Below are 22,811 nucleotides of genomic sequence, written 5' to 3'. Positions count from 1 at the left end.
CATGTTCACCGTGGGGTTGGTGGTCAATCCGGTGGCCGGGCTCGGCGGCTCGGCCGGGCTCAAGGGCAGCGACGGGCCGGACGTCCAGCGCGAGGCCCTGGCCAGGGGCGCGCGGCCGCGGGCGGGGGAGCGGGCGGCGCAGGCCGTCCGCACGCTGCTCGCCCGCCGTCCCGGCGTCCGGATCGCCACGGTCCCCGGCCCGATGGGCGTCGAAGGCGCCCACGAGCTGGTACGGCCACCGGCCCCCCACAACCCGGAGCCCGGCCGGATCGCCGGCGGGGTGGGGCTGACGACGGCGGCGGACACCAGGGCGGCGGTGGCCGCGCTGGCCGATGTCGACCTGCTGCTGTTCGCCGGCGGCGACGGCACCGCGCGCGACGTCCTGGACGCCGTCCGGGAGCTGGGTGAAGCGGCCCCTCCGGTCCTCGGGATCCCGGCGGGTGTCAAGGTCTACTCGGGCTGCTTCGCCCTCAGCCCGGCCACGGCCGGGTTCGTGGCCGCCGACTTCGACGGCACGACGGCCGAGGCCGAGGTGGTGGATCTCGACGAGGAGCTCTACCGCCGCGGCGCGGTCAGTCCACGCCTGTACGGCTCGCTCAGGGTCCCCGCGGCCCGTGCGGCGCTGTCGGGCAGGAAGGCGGGCTCGTCCGCGACGGCCGAGGGGACCGTCGAGGGCATCGCCCGCGAGGTCGTGGCCACGATGCGCCCCGGCATCCGCTACGTCCTGGGCCCCGGCGCGACCACGCTGGCCGTGGGCAGGGAGCTGGGGCTGGCCACGACCCTGCTGGGCGTGGACGTGGTCGAGCGTGGCGGCTCGGGATTCGGCGGCGTCGGTGGTGTCGTGGTCGGTGCGGACGTCTCGGAGCCCGAGTTGTTCGAGCTGGTGAGCGGCGAGCGGTCGGCGCTGGTCCTGTCGGTGATCGGCGGGCAGGGCTTCGTGCTCGGCCGCGGCAACCAGCAGGTCTCGCCCCGGGTGCTCGACGCGGTCAGGGACGGCGGAGGGGAGCTGTTCGTGCTGGCCACCCAGCAGAAGCTGGCCGCGCTCAACGGCCGGCCGCTGCTGGCCGACACCGGCGACGACGAGACAGACAGCAAGCTCAGCGGGCACGTCCGGGTGATCACCGGTTACCGCGAAAGCACGATCTACCGGATCTGTCCGGCAAGTGAGGAGTTCCAGATATGAGCACGCTCGACGGCAAGGTAGCGGTCGTCACCGGCGGTGCCTCGGGCATCGGCCGCGCGACCGCGATCCTGTTCGCCAAGGAGGGCGCGAAGGTCGTCGTCGCCGACGTCGACGCCGCGGGCGCGCGGGCCGTGGCCGAGGAGATCGGCGGCACCGCCGTACCGGCCGACGTGTCGCGGCCGGAGGACTGCGAGCTGATCGTCCGCACGGCGGTCGAGACCTACGGCGGCCTGCACGTGCTGTTCAACAACGCCGGCATCATCCGCCGCACCACCGCACTCGACCTCGACGTCGAGGAGTGGGACCGGGTCATGGCGGTCAACGTGCGCTCGGTGTTCCTCATGAGCAAGTACGCCATCCCGGCCATGACCGAAGGCGGCTCGATCGTCAACACCGGTTCGGGCTGGGGCCTCAAGGGCGGCGGCAACGCGATCTCCTACTGCGCCTCCAAGGCGGCCGTGGTCAACATGACCAGGGCGCTGGCGATCGACCACGCCAAGGCCGGGATCCGCGTCAACTCCGTCAATCCCGGCGACACCAACACCCCGATGCTGCGCGACGAGGCCAAGCAGCTCAACGAGGACTGGGCGGCGTTCGAGAAGGACGCCGCCGACCGGCCGATGGGTCGCTCGGGCACCCCCGAGGAGATCGCTCAGGCCGTGCTCTTCCTGGCGAGTGACGCCGCCAGCTACATCACCGGATCAGCGCTCGTCGTCGACGGCGGCGGGCTCGCGTAACACCCCTCAGGAGTAAGACATGAAGCGTGCGGCGGCCGTCATCGGCATCCTCGCGATCGCTGCCACTGCGTGCAGTGGCGGCGGCGGCGCACCGGGCGTCGCCGGCTCCGGCGGCAAGGACGCCGCCGGCGGCCCGGTGACCATTCGCTGGTCGGCCTGGGGGTCGGCGGAGGACATGAAGCTCTACGAGCCCCTGGTCAAGGAGTTCGAGAGCAAGAACCCCAACATCAAGCTCAAGCTTGAGCCGGTGGCCAAGTACGACGACTACCACCCCAAGCTCCTCACCCAGCTGACCAGCAAGACCGCGCCCGACGTGTTCTTCGTGGGCGACGACAACATCGGCAAGTTCGTCCAGGCCGGTGTCCTGACCCCGCTCAACGACAAGCTCGCCGGCGCCGACTCCAAGAGCAAGCCCGAGGACTTCTTCGACGGCGTGTACGGCGGCGCCAAGAAGGACGGCCAGATCTACGGCGTCCCGAACGACGTCAACCCCGAGGTCCTCTGGTTCGACAAGCAGGCGCTCAAGGACGCCGGCATCACCGAGAACCCGGCCGAGCTGTACGCCGCCGGCCAGTGGACGATGCCCAAGTACCTGGAGATGGGCCAGAAGCTGGTCAAGGCGGGCAAGTCCGGTTCCCTGTTCTGGAACTGGTACGGCTCCACGTACAGCATGATCCACGGCTTCGGCGGCAAGGCGTGGGACGGCGGCAAGTTCACCGCGACGACCGACCCCAAGTCCCGTGAGGCGCTGCAGACGCTGGCCAAGGGCTACCAGGACAAGACGTTCGTCTCGATCGACCTGCTCCCGGCCAGCAACGGCGGCAACACGCAGTTCCTCAAGCACAAGGCCGGCTTCTACGCCGGTGGCCGCTGGGTGATCGACATCCTCAAGAAGGGCGGCGACAAGTCCAACTACGACATCGTCCCCTTCCCCTCCCCGGACGGGAAGCCGATGTCGGGCGCCGTGGCCGCCTCCTACCTGGCGATCAACAAGGACACTCCGCACGCGAAGGAGGCCTTCCAGTTCTTCACGAACTTCGTCAGCAAGGAAGGCCAGATCACCCGCATGAAGGGCGGCGGCGCCGTGCCGTCGATCAAGGGCGCGGAGTCGGTCGTCCTGGACGGCTACCCCGAGCACGCGCAGACCCTGATCGACGTGCGTGACAACGGCTTCGCCAACTACCCGGAGGAAGTCGCCGTGCCGGGCCTGACCAAGGACATCAACGACCATCTGCTGAAGGTCTGGCAGGGCAAGGTCCCCGTCGAGCAGGGCATGACCGAGCTGCAGAAGCTCGTCGAAGGCAAGCTCGGCTAGTGGCGACGCTCACCCGCCCCACGGCCGCCCCGGCCCGGACCTCCTCCAAGAAGGTCCGGAACCGGGACGGCCTGTGGGCCGCCTTCTTCCTCGCGCCGCAGGTCCTGGGCCTGGTGTTGTTCCTCATCGTGCCGCTGCTGTTCGCCGTGGTCCTGGCGTTCATGAAGTGGGACGGTCTCGGCGCCACGGAGTGGGTCGGCTTCGACAACTTCGCCGCCCAGCTGAGCAGCCCGGACTTCGGCAGGGCCGTCTGGAACACGGTGGCGATCGCGCTGATCACCGTGCCCGTGGGCCTGACCCTGGCCGTGCTGGTCGCGGTGGGGCTCAACAACCTCAAGGGCAGCAACGTCTACCGCGTGCTGTACTTCATGCCCGTCGTCACCAGCTCGGTCGCGGTCGCGCTGATCTGGCAGGTCATCCTGGCCAACGACGAGAACGGCGTGCTGAACACCACGCTGCAGAACCTGTTCGGCATCACGGGCCCCGACTGGCTGGGCAGCCCCGCCTGGGTGATCGTCTCGATCGCGGCCGTGACCATCTGGTCCTCGCTCGGGCTCAACGTGGTCATCTTCATGGCCGGGCTGCAGACGATCCCGCCGGCGATCTTCGAGGCGTCCAGGATCGACGGCGCGACGGCCTTCCAGACGTTCCGCCGGGTCACGCTGCCGCTGCTGTCACCGACGATCTTCTTCTCCACCGTGGTCGCCGTCATCAGCTCCCTGCAGGCGTTCGACCTGATCTACGTGCTGGTCGACCCGAAGGACAACGAGGGCGCGCAGACGATCGTGTACCACCTCTTCGACCTCGGCTTCAAGAAGTTCGAGTTCGGCATGAGCAGCGCCGCGGGCGTCCTGCTGCTGGTGCTGACGCTGATCGTCACCCTGGTCCAGTTCATGGCGCAGAAGCGCTTCGTCCACTACGACTCCTAAGGGATCCGCCATGCGAACCAGGCAGGTCGCCCTGCACGTCTCGCTGACCGTCGGCGGGCTCCTGATGCTGTTCCCCTTCGTCTGGATGCTGCTGACATCCTTCAAGGGCACGCACCAGATGCTCAACAACCCGACCGACTGGCTGCCCAGCCCGTGGCAGCCGCAGAACTACGGCGACGTGCTCGGCGAGAGCACGATCCTTCCCGCGTACTGGAACAGCTTTTACATCGCCGTCGTCAACGTCGCGCTCACGCTGCTGACCTCGGCGATGGCCGCCTACGCCTTCGCGCGGATCAAGTTCAGGGGCTCGGGCGCGCTGTTCGTGCTCTTCCTGGCCACCCAGATGGTGCCGCCGCAGGTGACGATCACGGCGCTGTACCTCATGCTGGCCAAGGTCGGCTGGGTCGACTCGCACCTGGCGCTGATCGTGCCCACGATCGTCAACCCGTTCGCCGTCTTCCTGCTGCGCCAGTTCATCCGGGCGGTGCCGATGGAGCTGGAGGAGGCGGCCAGGATCGACGGCGCCGGCCGCTGGACGATCTTCTGGCGCGTGGTCCTGCCCAACATCAAGCCGGGCCTCGGCGCCATGGGCATCATCGCCTTCCTCGCCGCCTGGAACTCCTACTTCTTCCCGCTGATCTTCCTCAACACGCCTGAGCTGTTCACGGTGCCGCTGCTCCTGGCCACCTACGCCAAGCAGTTCGGCGCGATCGACTACGGCCTCATCCTGGCCGCCTCCTCGATCGCGGTCGTGCCCACGCTGATCGCCTTCCTGATCGGCCAGCGGAAGATCATCAACTCGATGGCCGCTTCCGGCCTCGGAGGACGCTGACCTTGTTCACCCTCGACCTGCGCGAGCGCCCCTTCACCGACCGCGGTTCCCGCCTGCTGGTGATGGCCGCCGCCGACGGTTCCCTCTGGATCGCCCGCGCCCAGTACGAGACCCGCCTCGGCGAGACGACCGTCCTGACGGGCCTGCGGCTCTTCCGCGGCGACCACGAGCTGCGGGTACGGCAGGCGCTGCCCGACCGGATCGACTTCGAGGACGGCGTGAGCCTGGCCTTCGCCGGCCCGGAGGCCCTCGTCCTGGTCGGCGCCGGCGCCCGCGCGGTCTGGGACCAGGGCGAGGCCGCCGTGGAAGGAACGTTCACCCTCGTCGGCGAGGGCGTCCACGAGGACGTCCTGGAGAAGGCGGCCGCCAGGTGGGCGGCGTGGTTCGCCAAGCTGCCCGCCGTCCGCGCGGACCTGCGCGAGCGCGCCCAGATGGCCTGGTGGACGCTCGCGGTCAACCTGATCGACATCAGGGGCCGCGAGTCGCTCGTCCCCTCCAAGTACGGCTACGTCGGCCTGTGGAACTGGGACTCCTACTTCCACGCCATCGCCCTGCGGCACGCCGACCCGGAGCTGGCCCGCGAGCAGATCCGCATCCTGCTGGACAACCAGCGCGAGGACGGGCTGATCCCCGACGTCGTGCACGACCACGGATCGCTGGCCGAGACCACCGACCTGCCCCGCTCCGACCTGGCCCGCCTGGCCGAGCACGTCGGCGGCGAGCCGATCAGGGAGGTCGTGCCGGTCACCAAGCCCCCGCTGACCGCGTGGGCCGTCTGGAAGATCCACGAGGCCGCCCCCGACCGCGGCTTCCTGGAAGAGGTCTACCCGAAGCTGGTCCGCTCGCAGGAGTGGTGGTTCGAGCGCTCCGACCCGGACGGCGACGGCCTGGCCGAGTACCTGCACCCGTACTCCTCCGGCCTGGACGACAGCCCGATCTGGGATCACGGCCCCCGCGCCGAGCCCCCGGACCTCAACTCCTACCTGGCCCTGCAGTACGACCGGCTGGCCGACATCGCGGCCGAGCTCGGCCGACCCGAGGCCGCGGACTGGCGGGCCAGGGCCCAGGCGCTCACCGATCTCATGGTCGGGCGGCGCTGGACGGGCGCTCGCTTCCGCACCCTGGTCGGCGAGGTTGAGGCCGAGGTCAGAACCCCGCTGGACCTGATGCCGCTGTTCACCGGCCGGCTGCCGAAGGAGGTCGCCGACCGCCTGGTGGCCGACCTCCGCTCGCCCTCCTTCTGGGGCGAGCGTCCGGTGCCCACCGTGGCCTTCGACGACCCCCGCCACGACCCCGACGCCATGTGGCGCGGACCGGTCTGGCTGAACGTCAACTACCTGCTCGCCGACGGGCTGCGCCGTTCCGGGTACGGCGAGGCCGCCGACGCCCTGGTGGCCAGGACGCTGGCCATGGTCCGCGACGGCGGCGGCCTCTACGAGTACTGGAACCCGGAGACGGGCAGGAAGGCGAAGCGGGCGACCAGCGGCTTCGGCTGGTCGGCCGCCCTCTTCCTGGATCTGGCGATCACTTCGCCAGCTTGACCGCGCCCCGTGTCAGAGACACCAACTCGGGCGTCGCGGTGGCCGGGAACGGCGCGGACGGGTCGGCCGCCAGCGTGGTGATGACGTAGACCTTCCCGTTCGCCGCCCGGTAGGAATGGCCGAGGGCCAGAAGGCCCACCTCCGAGCCGCCCTTGTACCAGGTGCCCTCCGCCAGGCTGCCGGGGTTGACCGACATCACCCGGCCGACGTTCGGGTCGGTGAACCTTCGCAGCTCGGCGTGGGCGCGGGCGATGTCGGTGGGGGAGGCGAACCATTCGATGGTGTCGAGCTCGCGCGGCGGCTTCAGCCACGGCGTGATCGAGGTGAGCGGCAGCTTGCCGATCGTGTCACGCAGGTAGGCGCGCTTCGCCGCAGTGCCGAGCGCGAGGTAGGCCTTGGTGTGCTTGGGATAGTCGGCGCCCTTGAGCGTGAACATCTCCCGGGTGCTGAGGACCGGGAAGTTTCTCTTGTCCCGGGCGCCCCAGGCTCGCATGGTCTTCTCGACGGCCTTCTTGCCCACCTTGTGCAGGAGCATGTCCGTGCCGGTGTTGTCGCTGATGGAGATCATCAGCGTGGCCGCCTCGAGGACGCTGACCTTGCTGCCGTCGGGACGGTCCTGCAACTCGCCGCTGGGCAGGCTCTTCAGCTCCGGCGTGATCGTGAGCTGAGTGTTCCAGGACAGCCTGCCCTGGCGGATCTGCTTGGCGAGCGTGCCGAGAATGTAGAGCTTGAACATCGAGCCGATCGGCCGGTCGGTGTTCTGGCCGATCGCGTGGATCGGGCGGATCCGGCTCCCCTTGAGCTCCGCCGCCAGGTAGGCATGCCGGGGCGCCACCTTGGCGAGGCGCTCGTCCAGCTCCTTCCAGGTCTTGGGCTCCGGAGGCAGGGGCAGGATCGGCTCGGCGCCCAGGAGATCGATCTTGCCGGTGCCGTCGACTCCCAGCGTGACCGTGAACTTGTGGCCCGCCAGAGTGGCCGTGACCTCGATCTGTTTCGGCCGGGAGCTGTCCACGGCGTTCAGCGTCAGCCCCGACAGCTGCCGGAGGAACGTGTTGACCTCTGCCGGCGGCACCGCGGCGAGGTAGCTGTCGGCGATGTGCTCCTTGATCTCGCTCTCCGGGACCGGCGCGCGCCCGATGGCGTCGAGCACCCAGCGCAACTGCTGCCCGGCGGGCGTCGCGGGGATCTCCACGCCGGGCGAGCCCGTGGGGGAGGGCGACGGGCCGGCCGCGGCACCGGCGGCGGTCGCGACGCCTGATCCGGCCAGCAGCGTCGCGGCGACGGCCAGGGCGAGCAGGGACTTCGATGTCAGTTGAGGGATCATGGTTCCACTCTGGCGACGCGGGCCCGCCGTACCCACCGGGTTGACCGCACACCGGTATGCGGTCAACCGCATAGACGTGGCGCATGCCCTCTGAGCAGGATGGACACCCATGAGAGCGTTCGCGAGCGCCCTGGCGGCGCTGTCCGGGGCGAGCCTGATCATCGGCTCGATGATGGACGGCACCGGGGCCGGCCAGTGGCTCTACATGCTGATCGGCCTGCTCACGCCCGTGCTCGGCTGGCTGATCACGCTGCGCCGCCCCGAGATCCCGTACGGCTGGCTGCTGCTGGCCACCGCATGCTTCCTCGGGGTGGGCACGCTGGGCAGCTCGCTGGCCCGGCACGTCGGCGCGGATGTTCCGGGCAAGTGGTTCGCCGCCTTGTTCGCGGTCTTCTACGGGCTGGTGTGGGTCTTCCTGCCGTTGCTGTTCCCCGACGGCCGACTGCCCTCGCGGCGGTGGCGGCCGGTCGCCTGGATCGCCGGAGTGGCGATCGTCCTGCACGCGGTGGCGACGACCCTGTCGTCCCTGGACCCGCTCAAGCAGGGGCCGCCCGTCATGACCGGACCGGCCGACCTGGTGGCCTCGGTGGTCAGCGGGATGGCGCAGCTGGTCGTGTACATCATGGCGATCGTCGTGCTCTTCGGGCTGGTCGTGCGGTGGCGGCGCGCGGGGGCGCGGGAGCGGCCGCAGTACCTGTGGATGCTCTGCGGAAGCGCACTCGGCGTCATCGGGTTCGCGGTGGTGCTGATCTACGTGGTCGTCGGCCACCTGGCGATCGTGAGCATCGGCACCCTGGCCGTGCTGGCGGCCGTGCCGGGGGCGATCGGTGTCGCGCTGGTGCGGCACCGGCTGCTCGACATCCGGCTCGGCATCCGGGGCTCCAGGCTCTCGCTCGTCTTCGACATGCGGCCCACGGTGAGCGAACTGCTGTCCGAGCTGTCGCCGGAGCTCCAGGACGCCGAGCCAGGAGAGCAACTGGCCGGGCTGGCGCGGGCCGTACGGGAGGGATTGGACGTGCGGTGGGCGGAGGTGTCGCTCACGGGCGGCGCGCGGTTCACCGCCGGCGGCAGACAGGGCGAGGCGACCGTGCGCGAGCGCGTGGCCGGCGGGCTCGGGGAACTGGCCGTGGGGGAGAAGAACCAGGGGCGCTTCACCGCGGAGGACCGGCGGCTGCTGCACGCGTTCGCGGTGCCGGTCGGGCTGGCCATCCGCAGCGCCGCGCTGGCCGGGCGGCTGGTCAACGCCCAGGAGGCCGAGCGGCGGCGGCTGGAGCGCAACATCCACGACGGCGTCCAGCAGCAGCTCGTCGCGCTCATCGCCGGGCTGGAGCTGGCCCGCGCCTCCGGCGGCGCCCCCGAGATGCTGCCGCCGCTGCGCGAGCAGGCCCGCCAGACCCTCGACGACCTGCGGGAGCTGGCCGCCGGCATCCACCCCTCCGTGCTGGCGCAGGGCGGCTTGGTGGAGGCGGTGGAGTCGCGCTGCGCCCGCCTGCCGGTGCCGACGACCGTGCTGGCCGATCCGGAGCTGCGCGCGGCCCGCTTCGCCGACGAGATCGAGGGCGCGCTGTACTTCACCGTCAGCGAGGCGCTGGCCAACGCGCTCAAGCACGCCGCCGCTGGGAAGATAGAGGTACGGCTGTCGCACCACGACGGCCGGCTGCGGGCCTCGGTCCGTGACGACGGCAGGGGGTTCGAGCCGGCCGCGACCGCCCTGGGCGCCCTGGCCGACCGGCTGAGCGCGCTCGGCGGGGGCCTGGAGGTGACCAGCACGACAGGAAAGGGGACCACGGTGAGCGCCTGGGTGCCGGCACATGGCTGAGCCGCTGCGTACGGTCGTGGCCGACGACCACTACCTGGTGCGCGAGGGCGCCAGGCGGCTGCTGGAGACGTCGGGGCGGGTGGAGGTGGTGGCCGCTGTGGGCAACGCCGACGAGCTGCTCGACGCGGTCCGCAGGTTCGCGCCCGACGTGGTGCTCACCGACATCAGGATGCCGGGCGGGGGCTGGCGGGCCGGGTTCGAGGGCATCGACGCTGCCCACGCCGTCCGGTCGGCGTATCCCGGGGTCGGGGTGGTGGTGCTGTCGCAGTTCGGCGACGCGCTGTACGCCTTCGAGCTGTTCAAGAAGGGCACCGAGGGCTTCGCCTACCTGCTGAAGGACCGGGTCGGCGACCTCGACGAGCTGCTCGGCGCGATCACCGCGGTGGCCGAGGGCGGCTCGGTGATCGACCCCAAGGTGGTCGAGGGGCTGATGTCGCGGCGGGAGGTGCGCGGCGGGGGCGACTCGCCGCTCGGCTCGCTGACCGAGCGGGAGCGCGGGGTGCTGCGGGAGATGGCGCGGGGGCGGTCCAACCCGGCGATCGGACGGGCGCTGCACCTGTCGCTGTCGTCGGTGGAGAAGAACGTCAACGTGATCTTCTCCAAGCTCGGGCTGGAGAACACCGGCGACGTCAACCGGCGGGTGGCCGCGGTGCTGGCCTACCTGGAGGGCTGAGACCTCATCCGAAGTCGCGTCATCCGAAAACAGAAGGCGGCGGCACCGGGGCGAGGACCGGGTCGCCGTCGCGGATGGGGGCGGCGCCGGCGACGAAGTTCGTGAGGGCCTCGCCGTACACGCATCTGGCCTGGGTGAGGCCGCCGGCCGCGCGGCGGGTGAGCAGGTCGACGGGCAGGGCGGTGCGGGAGGCGGCGACGATGAGGTTGCCGAAGCGGCGCCCGCGCATGATGGCGGGCTCGGCCAGCAGCGCGACGTGGCCGTAGGCGGCGGTGACGGTGGCCAGCAGGCGGCGGGCGAAGGACAGGCCCTTGCCGTCCGCGATGTTGATCAGCAGTGTCCCGGTGGGACGCAGCACGCGCGCCAGGTCGGCCAGGTACTCGGCGGTGGCCAGTTCGACCGGCATCGTGGCGGCGGTGAAGGCGTCGAGCACGACCAGGTCGGCGCTCTCGTCCCAGACCTTCTGAGTGCCCTCCCTGCCTCCGGCGACGATCACCTTGAGCTTGGGGACCGAGCGCAGGTCGAGTTGCTCGCGCACGAGGTTGACCAGCAGGCCGTCGGGCTCGAGGACGATGTGGCGGGAGCCGGGGCGGGTGGCGGAGACGTAGCGGGGGATGGAGCACGCGCCGCCGCCGACGTGCAGACAGCTGATCGGGCCGTCGTCCATGACGTCGATCACATCGGCCATCAACCGCACATACTCAAATTCCAGGAATGTGGGGTCTTGTAGGTCGATATAGGACTGAGGTACGCCATCCTTGGACAGCACCCAGCCGTCCTGCCTGTCCAGATCCCGGAGAAGCTCGACCTCACCGAACGTCACCGGGTACCGGCCGGGCATCGGCTCCCGCTGTCCACGTGCCACTTTCTGTCCCCTTTCCTGGGAGAAACGGTATGCGACGACGAAGGCTGATTGTCCTCCTTATTGCGCTTCTGGCGGTGATGGGGGCGGGAGCCTTCGCGGTCCTCGCGGCCAACAGCACGCACGGAAGCCCGGAGAAGACGGCCGAGTCGTACTTCACCGCCTGGCGCCGCGGCGACGTGCAGGCCATGAGCAGGCTCGTCTTCCAGGTGCCCGACGATTTCATGGCACGGCACCTGTCCCTGTCCAGTTCGCTGCGCGTGGACGCCATCGAGCTGGCCCCCGGCACGCTCACGATGACCGGCGAGGAGAGCGCCGAGGTGCCGTTCTCCGGGAGGCGGAAATTACGCGAGCTCGGCTGGTGGGAGTTCCAGGGCACGCTGAGGCTGGCCGTACGCGAGAAGGGCTGGCACGTCCTCTGGACCCCGGAGACCCTGCACCCGCTGCTCAAGGACAACGGCATCCTGGAGCTGGCCACGGTGCAGGCGCCCTCGGTCGAACTGGTCACCAGCGAGGGCGAGCGCTTCCCCGAGAACAGCTACGCCGAGTACTACCTGGAGAAGCTGGCCGACGCGTACCCGCACAAGAAGGGCACCGCGCTCCAGGCGATCCTGCCGGACGACAGCACCCAGACGCTGATCAGCAAGGTGTCGAAGCCCAAGGCGCAGAAGACCACGCTCTCGCGCGCCGTGCAGGCCGCCGCCGCGCGGGCCCTGGACGGCGTCTCGGACGCGGCCATCGTGGCGATCCGGTCGAGCACCGGCGAGATTCTGGGCGTGGCCGACCGGCTTGAGGGCGGCAGCAAGGCGTTCACGTCGTTGTTCCCGCCCGGCTCGACGTTCAAGACCGTGGTGGCCGCGGCGTTGATGGGGACGGGGCTGTCCGGATCGTCGCAGGTCGAGTGCCCGGCCACCTACCAGATCCCCGGCTTCAGATCCTTCAGGAACGCCGGCGCCGCCGACCGGGGCACGATCAGCTTCACCGAGGCGTTCGCGCACTCCTGCAACACCACCTTCGTCGAGGAGGCCACCACCCGCATGGAGCCCGGCGACCTGATCGAGGCGGCCGCGCCCTGGGGCTTTCGCGGCCTGCGGCTGCCCACCGGCGCGGGCGGCGCCTGCGGTCAGATCCCCGAGCCGGAGAAGTTGAACCTGGACTGGTTCGGCGAGGCCGTCATCGGCCAGGCGAGCGTGCAGGCCACGCCGCTGTGCATGGCCGCCGTCGCCGCCGCGGTCGAGAGCGGGGTGTGGCGCTCGCCCCGGCTGCTGCCCGCCGACGAGGCGGCCGACCTGGAGGGCCCGCCCCTGCGCGACGTCGAGCTGGACACCGACGTGGCCGAGGGGCTGCGCGAGATGATGCGGGCCGTGGTCGAGTACGGCACCGCCGCCGGCGCCGGCCTGCCCGAGGGCGTGGCGGGCAAGACCGGCACGGCCGAGGTGGACACGCAGAGCGAGCACGGCTGGTTCATCGGCTACCGGGACGACCTGGCCTTCTGCGTGTTCGTCCGCAACGGCGGCTCGGGCCGTTCGGCCGCGGTCCCCATCGCGGCGCGGTTCCTGCAGGGACTGTAGGGGTTGCTAAGGGGTACCTAACCTACGGTACCGTAGGTTATATGACGACCACCTTCGCGAAGCCCAGGCTGCGCGGCTGGTTGCACACGGGGGCGCTGCCCGTGACGCTTGTCGCGGGATTCGCGCTCGTGGCACTAGGCCCGACGCTGCAGGCACGGCTGGCCTCGGCGATCTACGCCGTCACCTCGGGGCTGCTCTTCGGCATCTCGGCCACCTACCACCGCGGCACCCTCGGCCCCAGGCTGGCAGAGGTGCTGCGCCGGTTCGACCACGCCAACATCTACCTGATCATCGCGGGCACCTACACGCCCTTCGCCCTGCTCGCCCTGTCCGGCGTCGCCCGCATCGCGGTCGTCTCGGTCATCTGGGGCGGAGCGCTGATGGGCGTGCTGTTCCGCGTCTTCTGGATGGGGGCGCCGCGCTGGCTCTACACCGTCCTCTACCTCGCGCTCGGCTGGGCCGCCATCTTCGTGATGCCCCAGCTGCTGGAGGGCGCGGGCCTCGCCGCCGTCGTGCTGGTGGCCGTGGGCGGCGTCTTCTACAGCGCCGGAGCCATCGTGTACGGCCTGCGCCGCCCGGACCCGTCACCCGCGTGGTTCGGGTTCCACGAGGTCTTCCACGCCTTCACCCTCGCCGCGTACCTGGTGCAGTACATCGCCGTCTCGATCGTGGTGTACTCCCACGTGTGAACCTCGGTGATGAGCAGTACGTGTCGGTGACCTCCTTCAAGCGCGACGGCACCCCCGTGGCCACCCCGGTCTGGTGCGCCCGCGACGGCGAGGCGGTCGTGATCTGGACGGTCGCCGACTCGTGGAAGGTCAAGCGCATCCGCGCCAACCCGCGCGTGAGCGTCGCCCCGTGCGACCTGCGCGGCAAGGTGAGCGGCCCGGCCGTGGACGGCACGGCGGAGATCCTCCCGGCCGGGGAGACCGAGCGGGTGCGCGTCCTGCTGCGGCGCAAGTACGGCCTGATCGGGCGGATCACCCTGCTGGGCAGCCGGCTCAGAAGGGGTGCCACCGGAACTCTTGCCATCCGGATCACCGATATTTGACCCCATCGGGGTCTCCATGAGTGATCTTTCTGGAAAGCATCGGGGCATGGAGCAAATCGCGCGCACGTGGTGGCTCGTACTCATCCGAGGCATCTGCGCCATCATCTTCGGCATCCTCGCGCTGGTCTGGCCGGGGATCACGCTGTACGTCCTGGTGATCTTCTTCGGCGCCTACGCGATCGTCAGCGGCCTTTTCTCGCTCTTCGCCGCCTTCGGCCACAACGTGCAGTCGAGGGCCTGGCTCATCATCTCCGGCATCATCGGCATCCTCGCCGGCATCGTGGCCTTCGCCTGGCCGGGGATCACCGCGCTCGCCCTGCTCTACGTCATCGCCTTCTGGGCGATCTTCACCGGCATCGCCGAGATCGTCGCCGGCATCGCGCTCCGCAAGGAGATCGACAACGAGTGGATGCTCATCCTGGGCGGCGTGCTCTCGGTGATCTTCGGCATCCTGCTCATCATCTGGCCGGCCACCGGGATGCTCACGCTGACCTGGCTGCTCGGCGTCTTCGCGATCATCTACGGCATCGCGATGGTCGTCCTGTCCTTCAAGGTGAAGAAGCTGGCGCCGTGAAGCGGTGGGCACGGAAAGTTTACGGGTATTTACGGCATCTATAGGGAAGGTATGTCGTGTCTGGCTCACCCGGGAGGAAGACATGGATGTACTCGACCGCCTCGCCCGCCATCTCCTCGTCGACGGCTACCGGCTGGTGCTCGACCTCGAACGCAGCCAGGGCTCCTGGCTCACCGACCTGCGCACCGGCCGCAGGTACCTGGACTTCTACACGTTCTTCGCTTCGGCTCCGCTGGGCGTGAACCCCCCGTTCGACGCGGAAACGGCCCGGCTCCTGGGCGAGGTGGCGCGTAACAAGCCCGCCAACCCGGACATGTACACCGAGCACCTGGCCGACTTCGCCGACACCTTCAGCCGCGTGCTCGGCGACCCGGAGCTGCCCCACCTGTTCTTCGTGGAAGGCGGGGCGCTGGCCGTCGAGAACGCGCTCAAGACCGCCTTCGACTGGAAGAGCCGGCGCAACGAGGCGGCCGGGCGCGGCCGTACCCTCGGGACCAAGGTCCTGCACCTGACGCGCGCCTTCCACGGCCGCAGCGGCTACACCCTCAGCCTCACCAACACCGACCCGGCCAAGACCGACCGCTTCCCCACCTTCGGCTGGCCGCGCGTCGAGGTCCCCGCGATCCACCACGGCGACGTGGAGGCCGCCGAGGCGCGCGCCCTCGCCCAGGCCCGTGCCGCGTTCGAGGCCCACCCCCACGACATCGCCTGCTTCATCGCCGAGCCCATCCAGGGCGAGGGCGGCGACAACCACATGCGCCCGGAGTTTCTGCGGGCGATGCAGCACCTGTGCCACGAGTACGACGCGCTGTTCGTCCTCGACGAGGTGCAGACCGGCGGCGGGACCACCGGTACCCCCTGGGCCTACCAGCAGCTCGGCCTCGAACCCGACATCGTGGCCTTCGCCAAGAAGGTCCAGGTGGGCGGCATCATGGCCGGGCGCAGGGTGGACGAGGTCGCCGACAACGTCTTCCGTGTCAGCAGCCGGATCAACTCCACCTGGGGCGGCGGCCTGGTCGACATGGTCCGCTCCCGCGCGCTCCTGGAGATCATCGAGCGCGACGACCTCATCGCCCGCGCCGCCACGCTCGGCGAGCAGGCGCTCGAAGGCCTGACCAAGATCCAGGCCGAGCACCCCGACCTGATGTCCAGCGCCCGGGGCCGCGGCTTCATGATCGCCTTCGACCTGCCCGACCCGGCCCGGCGCGACGCGCTGGTCAGCCGGCTGAGGGAGGACGAGGGCGTCCTGGTCCTGCCGTGCGGCGAGCGGTCGGTACGGCTGCGCCCCGCCCTGAACATCCCGGAAGAGGACCTGGACCACGGACTCAAGGCGATCGCACGCGCCCTGGTCTGAGGGGCCCGCTCAGGCCCTGGTTTTGAGTGCCCGCTCGCGCAGGGCGGCCGCGGTGGCCGCGTCGGCCGGCAGGAACGCCTCCAAGTGCAGCTCGGCGACCGTCACGTCCGTCGCGGTGGCGAACGAGGTGATCGTGGTCAGCAGGCACAGCTCGCCGTCCCGTGAGCGCAGCCGGAGCGGGACGGCGAAGCCCAGGTGTTCGGGCCCCGGCGCCGCCGCGGGCAGGTACGACTCCAGCTCCCCGATGTAGACGTCCAGCCGCGGATCCGGGCTGCGCAGCAGCTGGGCCCGCAGGTTCTCCACCACGTGCCGCCCCCAGTCGGCCAGGTTGGCCACCCGCGCGCCCATGCCACGCGGATGCAGCGCCAGCCGGAACAGGTTGACCGGCGGCTCCAGCAGCTCCGGCGCGGCGCCCTCGGTGAGGACCTCGAAGGCCGCGTTGGCGGCGAGCAGCTCGCCGTAGGGCCGGACCACCACGGCCGGGTACGGCAGGTGCCCCTCCAGCACGCGCTCCAGCGCCTCTCTGACCGGCTCCAGCACAGGATCGTCCAGGCTGGACTCCGGGAAGGCCGGAGCGTATCCAGCGGCCAGCAGGAGCCCGTTGCGCTCGCGCGGCGACAGCCCGAGCGAGTCGGACAGGCGGACCACGATCTCCCTGCCGGGACGCGAGCGCCCGCTCTCCATGAAGCTGAGATGCCGCTGCGTCGTGCCCGCGCGCCCGGCCAGCTCCAGCTGGCTGACCCGGCGGACGCCGCGCCAGTGCTTCAGCGCGCTTCCGAATCGTTCCACAAGCACTTTCTAGCCCAAACCGGGCGCTAGCCACGATTCCCTGCCGGGAATTGCCGCGCCGCGCGCCGCCGAGCAGGATCGTCGGCATGACGAAGAACGTGATCGACGGTTTCAACGCCGCCTTCCGCACCCACGACCCCTCCGGCCTGCCCGCTTTGGTGGCCGACGACTGCGCGCTGGAGAACGTGGACGGCGCGGCCTACACGGGGCCGGGCGAGGCGCTGCGCTTCTGGTCGGCGCTGGCCGAGGACAAGACGCTCACCTGGACGGTCGAGGACGTCAGCGTGCAGGGCGACCAGGCGGTCATCCGGTGGCGCTTCGTCTCGGGCGGCGCCGTCACCAGGGGCCTCAACCTCATGCGGCTGCGCGACGGCCTGATCGCCGAGGCGAGCGGCTATCTGAAGGTGGGCATGGGGTGACCACCCGGCCGGTGCGCGGGCGCGCGTCACGGCGGTCAGGCGGTGCGGCGGAGGAGCGTCGGCCTGGAGGGCCCCCAGCCCTTGTGGCGGTTCGGGGTGGGGGCGGCTCTGCCGTACGGGCTAGTCGTCAGACCTTGAGTTCCACAGGCCTATGGCGGTGACGCGGGAATCCACGCCGAGTTTGGCGTAGATGCGATTGACGTGGTTCTTCACGGTCTTCTCGCTCAGGAACAAGCGCTGCGCTATCTGGCCATTGGACTGACCTGTGGCTATCAGATCCATGACCTCTGCCTCGCGCTTGCTTAAGGATGTGAACACTCCGCCGAAGGCGGTGTCGTCGACTCTCATCCGGCCTCCGTGGGCACGATGTCGGTCAGATCGCCGAGGGACCCCCGTGCTTCCGGCGCTAGCGGTAGACAGCGAGCATAACTCGCAAAGTCTTGGTTTGGGGACGATGCCGGAGAAAACGACGATGGCCGGTCCCTCAGGACCGGCCATGTCACCAAGGGTGAGTGACGGGACTTGAACCCGCGACATCCAGGACCACAACCTGGCGCTCTACCAACTGAGCTACACCCACCATGCGTGCCGCATCGCGGCGGCACAGGAAAAGTGTAGCGGTGTTCGGGAGTCTTTACGCCACCCGATTAGCCGCTGACACGTTCGGCGAGTCCGCGGGCCGTCACCGAATCGGGACCCGGCTGGCTGACGAACACCGCGGCCCGATAGTAGCGCAGCTCCCTGATCGACTCGGTGATGTCCGCGAGGGCCCGATGGCCGCCCTGCTTCTCCGGCGCGGCGAAGTAGACCCGCGGATACCAGCGGCGCACCAGCTCCTTGATCGACGACACGTCGATCATCCGGTAGTGCAGGTACGCGTCGACCGCGGGCATGTCACGCGAGATGAACGTGCGGTCGGTGCCGATCGAGTTGCCGCACAGCGGAGCCTTCTTCGACTCCGGCACGTGGCGGCGGATGTACTCCAGCACGAGCGACTCGGCCTCGGCCAGCGTGACCCCGCCGGCCAGCTCCGGCAGAAGACCCGAGGCCGTGTGCATCTCGCGCACCACCTGCGACATCTGCTCCAGCGACTCTGGCGGGGGCTTGATGACCACGTCGACGCCCTCGTCCACCTGGTTGAGCTCGCTGTCGGTGATGACGCACGCCACTTCGACGAGCGCGTCGCGACCCAGGTCGAGGCCGGTCATCTCGCAGTCGATCCATACGAGCAAGTCACTCATGGGCCCAGCCTAGTGCCCCTGCTCAGGCGGGCTTGAGTGAGCCGATAACCTTGTCCACCACATCGGTGCCCAGATTGTCGGGAACGGAGATGTAAACCAGCGCGGGACGCTCGCCCGGACCCCGGTCCATCAGCACCACCGCGCCGTTCTCCTTCTTCCACTTGTACTTCTTCTCCGCGGAGATCTTGGAGAAGTCGAGCTCGAACTGCAACACCCACGCGTCCTTGTCGCCGATCTTGAGCGCCTCGTTCTTGACGATCTTGCGGGTGTGCGTGAGCTGGTAGTAGTTGCTGAACGAGGCCAGCACCGCCCCGGCCGCCGTCTGCAGGCTCTGCCCGTTCTCATAGGGGTAGAGCTCGTTCAGCGCGCCGGTGTAGACGTTGCCGATCCAGTTGGACTCGCCGTTGTACTTCTCGTGCGAGACCGCCTCGACCGCGCTGCTCCACCTCTGCTGCGTCGGGTCGGTGCCGTTGACCCGGTTGGCCGGAGGGACGGTCCAGCCCTCGGGCGCCTCGAAGGACACCCCCGCCTGGGGGTCGGTGATGCGGCCGTCCTGGATGCCGGGCATCGTCGAGGGCGCCGGGTCCGGGGTGGGCGTGGTGCCCGGGTCCTCGGTCTCGGTGGGGCTCGGGAAGATGTCCGAGGAGGGCGGCGGGGACTCCTGGGCGGTCGTGCCGCCGGTCCTGTTGACCACGACGACCGCGGCCACCACGATCAGCGCCACCACGACCAGCACGCCCACGCCGCCGAGGATCCAGGGCAGGGGGCCGCCGGACTTCTTCGGCTGCTGGCCGTAGGCGGTGGGGCCGGGGAGCTGGCCGTACTGCCCGTGTGGAGCGGTCGGCTGCTGGCCGTAGGGCGGTTGCTGGCCGTACTGGCCCGGCTGCTGGCTGTACTGGCCCGGCTGCTGGGCGTACTGGCCGGGCTGTTGCTGGGCGTAGGGGTTCTCGGCGAAGGACGGCTGCGCGTACGGGTTCGCGCCGGACGGCGGCTGTCCGTACGGGTTCGCGCCTGATGGCGGCTGGCCGTAGGGGTTTCCGCCGGAGGGCGGCTGGCTGTACGGGTTTCCGGCGGGCGGCTGTTCGTGGGCGTTCGCGCCCGATGACGGCTGGGCGTACGGGTTCGCGCCGGAAGGCGGCTGGGCGTACGGGTTCGCGCCGGATGACGGCTGTCCGTACGGGTTCGCGCCGGATGACGGCTGGGCGAAAGGTGTGGACCCGGGGGGCGGCTGCGGGTTCGGGCCGGACGACGCCTGGGGGTCCGGCTGGCCGTACTGGCTCTGGCCCTGCGTGGGCTGGCCGAACTGCAGCGTGGGGTTGGCCGGGTGGGCCGACCAGTCCGTGCCGCCCTCGACAAGGGTCGGGGGAGCCTGCTCCTGCGCGTGCGTGGCGTCGGTCCACTGGTTGCCGTCCCACCAGCGGAGTTGGGGCGATCCGTAGGGGTCGGGGTACCAGCCCGCCGGGGTCTGCGAGGTCATGTCGCCAGAGTAGTAAGAACTGCTATGAGATGCATTGTCAGCACTTGTAGGTGAAGCTCGCCTTGTCCTGCAGGCGCTGCGGCGAGACGATCGTCAGCGTCGCCGTGAGCTTGGCCGTGCTCTTGCCCGACACCTTCCACTTCAGCGGCACCGTGTAGGACGACTTGTCGGAGGTGATGCGCTGCGTCTGGCGAATCTTCTCCTTCCTGTCGCTCTGCGCCCACTCGTAGACGATCTCCCCGGACGCGCCGTTGGTGACGATCTTGCCGCTGATCAGCACGTCCGCGTCGCAGCCCTGGGCCTTCTTCGGCGCCGACACGTCGACCGAGGTCACCGCCAGCGGCGTCGAGGGCCCGCTCAGCCGGAACCACGCCAGCAACGCCCCCGCCACGATCACCGCGAACACCGCGGCCGCCAGGATCGTCCGCCGCCGCCGGGCCCGCGCGACCCGCCCGCGCCGCTTGCCCGGTGTCCCGGCGGCGTCGGCGCGGCCCTCCCGCCAGATCCGCTCCGCCGTGGTGCCGATGGACGACGACACCCCCGGCCCGAAGTGCTGCTGCTCCAGGGCGGGAACGTGCAGCAGAGTGACGATCTCGCCCTCGTCGCGGTCCGGGATCGGGTTGACGCCGATCTCCAGGGTCGTCCGGTTACGCACCTCCTGGGCCAGCCGGTCGCGGGTGATCTGCCCGCCGGGCAGTACCTCGCGCTGGCCGAGCAGTACGTCCCTGGCCGCCTCCAGCCCGTGGAGCGTGGCCGTGGCCGCCGCCCGGTCGAGCAGTTGCGCGGACGGCGCCGGGCAGTCCGCGCCCAGCGCCCTGGCCAGCGACGCCCACGCCGCCACGTCGCGTTCCGGCTCGGCCCGCAGTCCTCTGATCGCGTCGGCCAGGCCGCGCTCGATCAGCACCGCGGAGCCGTCGTCCCCGATCACGACCGTGCCCGGGTGCAGGGCGCCGTGCGCCAGTCCCGACGCGTGCAGGGCCCGCAGCGTCTGCGCCGTCTCCACGAGTACGGCCGCCGCCCCCGGCGGGTCCACCGCCCGCGCCGCCATGAGATCGCCCAGCGACGGGCTGGCCGGTCCGGCCGTGAGCAGCCACACCTCCTCGCCCGCCGCCACCACGTCGGCCACCTGCACCAGGCCGCTCAGCCCGTTCTGCGTCAGCGGCCGATCGGCCACCACCGTGGCCACGACGCGCTCACGCACGCCGGGCAGGCCGACCACGCCGCTGTCGAACCGCAGCGCGCCCGCACGGCGGCCGGACGGCGTGATCGCGTCGAACCAGGTGCCGAGCTCGGTGATGCGGGTGTGGTCCGTGAGCCGGTAACCGGCGATGGACTCGCTCGCGTTGCTCATCGCCGTCCTACCCCCGGGGTCTCCTAGCGCCTCCTACGGTGCCTGCCAGACATGCGGCGCTTCACCGCAAGTGTGACGGGAACCGCGCCGGACGTCACCAGCCCGAAAGCCAGCACCGCCGCCACGCCTCCTCCGTCGAACCCTTCGGAGGCGACTCCTTCCACGGCCGCGTCACCGTCCCGCGAGGCGCCGTCCTCCTGGGCGGCGGCTCGCGGCGCCGGCTGTGCCTGGGAGCCGGCCTGCTGGGATCCCGTGTCCTGCTGGGCGTCGCCCTTCTCGCCGCGGGTCGGCTCGCCCTCGGGCGGCTGGGTCGTGGCCGGTGGGGTGGTGGACGGGCGGCCGGTGGGCGGCTGGCTCGTGGGCGGCCGGGTGGTCGGCGGAGCCGAGGTGGCCGGGGGCGAAGAGCTGGGCGGCGGCGAGGTCTCGTCGGCGCTGGAGCGTCCCGTGATGCCCTCGTCCGGTGTCTCGCTCGGCGACGGCTTCTTGGTCGGCTTCTTCGTCTTGGTCGGTGTCGGCTTGGGGGTGGGTGTGGGCTTCGGGGTGGGTGTCTTGGTGGGCGGCTTCGTCGTCTGCGCCACGGGCGGCGGCGCCGCGGTCACCGTGTCGGACGGCTCCGGGGTCGGCTCGGGCGTGGTCACCTCGGGTGTCGGCTCCTCGGTGGTTTCCTCGGGGAGCGGCACTTCGAGCGAGGACGCGCCGGCCGTGGGCGTACTGCGTGCCGCCTGGAGCGTGGGCTCGCCGTCGGAGGAGTTGACCACCACGATCGCGACGGCCACGAGGACACCGGTGCAGACCGCGCCGATCGCGACCTTCGCCCCCAGCTTGCTCATGAGCTTGGCCGCCGGAGTCGCGAGGTCGGTGCGCGCCATCGACGTCGCGACCTCCGCCACCTCCTCGGGCGGGGTCGGGAACATGAGCAGCAGCAGCCCGGCCAGCCTGGCCAGACGCCGGTGCCCGCGCTCCTCCCAGCCCGGCCCGTACGCCTCGACCGCCACCGCCTCCAGCTCCGCCAGCAGCGCGTCGGCCGTCTCGGGACGCTCGGCGGGATGCTTGGCCAGCCCCCGCTCGACCAGCCCCCTGAGCGCCTCGGGAACCTCCTCGACCGGCGGCGGCGTGCTGTGGTGCTGGCGGGCCAGCGCGGCCAGGTTGGTCGCCCGGTAGGGCCGGGCGCCGGTCAGGCATTCGAAGAAGACGATCGTGGCCGCGTACACGTCGGTCGTGGGCGACGCGGGCGCGCCCGACCACTGCTCGGGCGCCATGTACGGCGGCGTGCCCGAGGTGTTCGCCCCTTGCCCGGCCCGTACGGCGATGCCGAAGTCGACCAGCTTGCTGGTGCCGTCGCCCTGGACGATCACGTTCTCGGGCTTGAAGTCCCGGTGGACCACGCCGACCGCGTGGGCCTCGGACAGGCCGAGCAGCGAGCCCTTCAGCACCGTCAGCGCGGCCTCGGGCCCCGTGGGGCCCTCGGAGCTGAGGACCTCGCGCAGGGAGACGCCGTTGACCAGGTCCATGATGATGGCGGCGCCCTCGCCGGTCTCGACGTAGTCGATCAGCCGGGCGTTGTACGGGCTGCGCATGGTGCCCAGCAGCCGGGCCTCATGGCGGAACCGCGCGACGAACGTGACGTCGGCGCGCAGCTCGTCGGACAGATACTTGATGGCGACCTGCTCGCCGTCGTGGTCCCGCGTGGCCAGGACTACGCGTCCCGACGCACCGGCTCCGAGTTCGCGTACCTCGGTGTAGCCGGGAACCCCCCAATGCCCATACAT

Annotated in this window: 22 protein-coding genes and 1 tRNA gene; 14 read left to right on the top strand and 9 right to left on the bottom strand. The window is 70.5% G+C overall.

What is annotated here, in order from left to right:
- The first annotated feature begins 1 nt into the window (after position 1).
- From ACIBI5_RS08250 to ACIBI5_RS08225, 6 genes are read left to right on the top strand one after another with little or no spacing between them, the layout of a single operon-like run.
- The gene (locus ACIBI5_RS08250) at positions 2–1,183 is read left to right on the top strand and encodes an ATP-NAD kinase family protein (RefSeq protein WP_397244492.1); all 1,182 of its coding nucleotides are present in this window, start codon (positions 2–4) and stop codon (positions 1,181–1,183) included.
- Positions 1,180–1,920, top strand: coding sequence for an SDR family NAD(P)-dependent oxidoreductase (locus ACIBI5_RS08245; protein WP_397244490.1), 741 nt, complete (start codon positions 1,180–1,182; stop codon positions 1,918–1,920). Before ACIBI5_RS08250 ends, ACIBI5_RS08245 begins: the two co-directional genes overlap by 4 nt.
- A 19-nt stretch (positions 1,921–1,939) precedes the next feature.
- Positions 1,940–3,235: an ABC transporter substrate-binding protein gene (locus ACIBI5_RS08240; protein WP_397244488.1), complete on the top strand. Its 1,296-nt coding sequence runs from the start codon at positions 1,940–1,942 to the stop codon at positions 3,233–3,235.
- On the top strand, positions 3,235–4,164 hold the full coding sequence (locus ACIBI5_RS08235) for a carbohydrate ABC transporter permease (RefSeq protein WP_397244486.1): 930 nt from the start codon (positions 3,235–3,237) through the stop codon (positions 4,162–4,164). The genes ACIBI5_RS08240 and ACIBI5_RS08235 overlap by 1 nt, the downstream gene beginning before the upstream one ends.
- A gap of 10 nt (positions 4,165–4,174) precedes the next feature.
- Positions 4,175–4,996 (top strand): carbohydrate ABC transporter permease, encoded by an 822-nt coding sequence (locus tag ACIBI5_RS08230; RefSeq protein ID WP_397244483.1) that lies wholly within the window; start codon positions 4,175–4,177, stop codon positions 4,994–4,996.
- Positions 4,997–4,998: 2 nt separating this feature from the next.
- Entirely contained in the window at positions 4,999–6,537 is a 1,539-nt protein-coding gene (locus ACIBI5_RS08225) for an amylo-alpha-1,6-glucosidase (RefSeq protein WP_397244481.1), read from the top strand.
- Here ACIBI5_RS08225 and ACIBI5_RS08220 read toward each other — a convergent pair.
- Positions 6,521–7,861, bottom strand: coding sequence for a serine hydrolase (locus ACIBI5_RS08220; protein WP_397244479.1), 1,341 nt, complete (start codon positions 7,859–7,861; stop codon positions 6,521–6,523). The genes ACIBI5_RS08225 and ACIBI5_RS08220 overlap by 17 nt on opposite strands.
- A 109-nt stretch (positions 7,862–7,970) precedes the next feature.
- Here ACIBI5_RS08220 and ACIBI5_RS08215 point away from each other — a divergent pair, with 109 nt between their 5' ends.
- Both ACIBI5_RS08215 and ACIBI5_RS08210 read left to right on the top strand, forming a co-directional pair.
- Complete coding sequence (locus tag ACIBI5_RS08215) at positions 7,971–9,680, top strand: ATP-binding protein (protein ID WP_397244477.1); 1,710 nt, start codon at positions 7,971–7,973, stop codon at positions 9,678–9,680.
- Positions 9,673–10,353 (top strand): response regulator, encoded by a 681-nt coding sequence (locus ACIBI5_RS08210; protein WP_397244475.1) that lies wholly within the window; start codon positions 9,673–9,675, stop codon positions 10,351–10,353. Before ACIBI5_RS08215 ends, ACIBI5_RS08210 begins: the two co-directional genes overlap by 8 nt.
- A gap of 19 nt (positions 10,354–10,372) precedes the next feature.
- On the opposite strand, the gene ACIBI5_RS08205 is transcribed toward ACIBI5_RS08210, so the two are convergent.
- The gene (locus tag ACIBI5_RS08205) at positions 10,373–11,218 is read right to left on the bottom strand and encodes a spermidine synthase (protein WP_397244473.1); all 846 of its coding nucleotides are present in this window, start codon (positions 11,216–11,218) and stop codon (positions 10,373–10,375) included.
- A gap of 29 nt (positions 11,219–11,247) precedes the next feature.
- Between ACIBI5_RS08205 and ACIBI5_RS08200 the strand changes: the two genes are divergently transcribed.
- The 5 genes from ACIBI5_RS08200 (at position 11,248) to lat (ending at position 15,765) form a co-directional block, all read left to right on the top strand.
- Complete coding sequence (locus ACIBI5_RS08200) at positions 11,248–12,786, top strand: penicillin-binding transpeptidase domain-containing protein (protein WP_397244471.1); 1,539 nt, start codon at positions 11,248–11,250, stop codon at positions 12,784–12,786.
- A 41-nt stretch (positions 12,787–12,827) separates the two neighbouring features.
- Entirely contained in the window at positions 12,828–13,475 is a 648-nt protein-coding gene (locus tag ACIBI5_RS08195) for a hemolysin III family protein (RefSeq protein ID WP_397244469.1), read from the top strand.
- Positions 13,472–13,837: a PPOX class F420-dependent oxidoreductase gene (locus ACIBI5_RS08190; protein WP_397244467.1), complete on the top strand. Its 366-nt coding sequence runs from the start codon at positions 13,472–13,474 to the stop codon at positions 13,835–13,837. Before ACIBI5_RS08195 ends, ACIBI5_RS08190 begins: the two co-directional genes overlap by 4 nt.
- Positions 13,838–13,883: 46 nt before the next feature.
- Positions 13,884–14,411, top strand: a complete 528-nt coding sequence (locus ACIBI5_RS08185; RefSeq protein WP_397244465.1) for an HdeD family acid-resistance protein — start codon at positions 13,884–13,886, stop codon at positions 14,409–14,411.
- Between the two features lie 82 nt (positions 14,412–14,493).
- Positions 14,494–15,765 carry an L-lysine 6-transaminase gene (gene lat / locus ACIBI5_RS08180; protein WP_397244462.1) on the top strand — a complete coding sequence of 424 codons (1,272 nt, stop codon included), beginning with the start codon at positions 14,494–14,496 and terminating at the stop codon, positions 15,763–15,765.
- Between the two features lie 9 nt (positions 15,766–15,774).
- Here the strand turns inward: lat and ACIBI5_RS08175 are convergent, their stop codons facing one another.
- Positions 15,775–16,554 (bottom strand): helix-turn-helix domain-containing protein, encoded by a 780-nt coding sequence (locus ACIBI5_RS08175; RefSeq protein WP_397244460.1) that lies wholly within the window; start codon positions 16,552–16,554, stop codon positions 15,775–15,777.
- A gap of 86 nt (positions 16,555–16,640) precedes the next feature.
- On the opposite strand from ACIBI5_RS08175, the gene ACIBI5_RS08170 reads away from it, so the two are divergent.
- Positions 16,641–16,973 (top strand): nuclear transport factor 2 family protein, encoded by a 333-nt coding sequence (locus tag ACIBI5_RS08170; RefSeq protein ID WP_397244458.1) that lies wholly within the window; start codon positions 16,641–16,643, stop codon positions 16,971–16,973.
- A gap of 120 nt (positions 16,974–17,093) precedes the next feature.
- Here ACIBI5_RS08170 and ACIBI5_RS08165 read toward each other — a convergent pair whose 3' ends face one another.
- From ACIBI5_RS08165 to ACIBI5_RS08140, 6 genes are all read right to left on the bottom strand, one after another.
- Positions 17,094–17,321 carry a helix-turn-helix transcriptional regulator gene (locus tag ACIBI5_RS08165; protein WP_184960057.1) on the bottom strand — a complete coding sequence of 76 codons (228 nt, stop codon included), beginning with the start codon at positions 17,319–17,321 and terminating at the stop codon, positions 17,094–17,096.
- A gap of 159 nt (positions 17,322–17,480) precedes the next feature.
- A tRNA-His gene (locus tag ACIBI5_RS08160) sits at positions 17,481–17,553 on the bottom strand.
- A gap of 67 nt (positions 17,554–17,620) precedes the next feature.
- Positions 17,621–18,214, bottom strand: a complete 594-nt coding sequence (orn, locus tag ACIBI5_RS08155) for an oligoribonuclease (protein ID WP_397244456.1) — start codon at positions 18,212–18,214, stop codon at positions 17,621–17,623.
- A 22-nt stretch (positions 18,215–18,236) separates the two neighbouring features.
- Positions 18,237–19,691 carry a DUF2510 domain-containing protein gene (locus tag ACIBI5_RS08150; protein WP_397244454.1) on the bottom strand — a complete coding sequence of 485 codons (1,455 nt, stop codon included), beginning with the start codon at positions 19,689–19,691 and terminating at the stop codon, positions 18,237–18,239.
- Between the two features lie 37 nt (positions 19,692–19,728).
- Positions 19,729–21,042: a hypothetical protein gene (locus ACIBI5_RS08145; protein ID WP_397244452.1), complete on the bottom strand. Its 1,314-nt coding sequence runs from the start codon at positions 21,040–21,042 to the stop codon at positions 19,729–19,731.
- A gap of 23 nt (positions 21,043–21,065) precedes the next feature.
- Positions 21,066–22,811, bottom strand: coding sequence for a serine/threonine-protein kinase (locus ACIBI5_RS08140; protein WP_397244449.1), 1,746 nt, complete (start codon positions 22,809–22,811; stop codon positions 21,066–21,068).

Source organism: Nonomuraea sp. NPDC050540, assembly GCF_044457485.1.
GTDB lineage: Bacteria > Actinomycetota > Actinomycetes > Streptosporangiales > Streptosporangiaceae > Nonomuraea.
Note: the sequence above shows the minus strand (reverse complement) of the source record. Positions and strands in the feature narration are given on the sequence as shown.

Excerpts from the sequence above, each read along its gene's own strand:
- ACIBI5_RS08250 (WP_397244492.1), top strand. The coding sequence starts at position 2 with ATGTTCACCGTGGGGTTGGTGGTCAATCCGGTGGCCGGGCTCGGCGGC.
- ACIBI5_RS08245 (WP_397244490.1), top strand. The coding sequence starts at position 1,180 with ATGAGCACGCTCGACGGCAAGGTAGCGGTCGTCACCGGCGGTGCCTCG.
- ACIBI5_RS08240 (WP_397244488.1), top strand. The coding sequence starts at position 1,940 with ATGAAGCGTGCGGCGGCCGTCATCGGCATCCTCGCGATCGCTGCCACT.
- ACIBI5_RS08230 (WP_397244483.1), top strand. The coding sequence starts at position 4,175 with ATGCGAACCAGGCAGGTCGCCCTGCACGTCTCGCTGACCGTCGGCGGG.
- ACIBI5_RS08220 (WP_397244479.1), bottom strand. The coding sequence starts at position 7,861 with ATGATCCCTCAACTGACATCGAAGTCCCTGCTCGCCCTGGCCGTCGCC.
- ACIBI5_RS08215 (WP_397244477.1), top strand. The coding sequence starts at position 7,971 with ATGAGAGCGTTCGCGAGCGCCCTGGCGGCGCTGTCCGGGGCGAGCCTG.
- ACIBI5_RS08210 (WP_397244475.1), top strand. The coding sequence starts at position 9,673 with ATGGCTGAGCCGCTGCGTACGGTCGTGGCCGACGACCACTACCTGGTG.
- ACIBI5_RS08200 (WP_397244471.1), top strand. The coding sequence starts at position 11,248 with ATGCGACGACGAAGGCTGATTGTCCTCCTTATTGCGCTTCTGGCGGTG.
- ACIBI5_RS08195 (WP_397244469.1), top strand. The coding sequence starts at position 12,828 with ATGACGACCACCTTCGCGAAGCCCAGGCTGCGCGGCTGGTTGCACACG.
- ACIBI5_RS08185 (WP_397244465.1), top strand. The coding sequence starts at position 13,884 with ATGGAGCAAATCGCGCGCACGTGGTGGCTCGTACTCATCCGAGGCATC.
- lat (WP_397244462.1), top strand. The coding sequence starts at position 14,494 with ATGGATGTACTCGACCGCCTCGCCCGCCATCTCCTCGTCGACGGCTAC.
- ACIBI5_RS08170 (WP_397244458.1), top strand. The coding sequence starts at position 16,641 with ATGACGAAGAACGTGATCGACGGTTTCAACGCCGCCTTCCGCACCCAC.
- ACIBI5_RS08165 (WP_184960057.1), bottom strand. The coding sequence starts at position 17,321 with ATGAGAGTCGACGACACCGCCTTCGGCGGAGTGTTCACATCCTTAAGC.
- orn (WP_397244456.1), bottom strand. The coding sequence starts at position 18,214 with ATGAGTGACTTGCTCGTATGGATCGACTGCGAGATGACCGGCCTCGAC.
- ACIBI5_RS08150 (WP_397244454.1), bottom strand. The coding sequence starts at position 19,691 with ATGACCTCGCAGACCCCGGCGGGCTGGTACCCCGACCCCTACGGATCG.
- ACIBI5_RS08145 (WP_397244452.1), bottom strand. The coding sequence starts at position 21,042 with ATGAGCAACGCGAGCGAGTCCATCGCCGGTTACCGGCTCACGGACCAC.
- ACIBI5_RS08140 (WP_397244449.1), bottom strand. The coding sequence starts at position 22,811 with ATGTATGGGCATTGGGGGGTTCCCGGCTACACCGAGGTACGCGAACTC.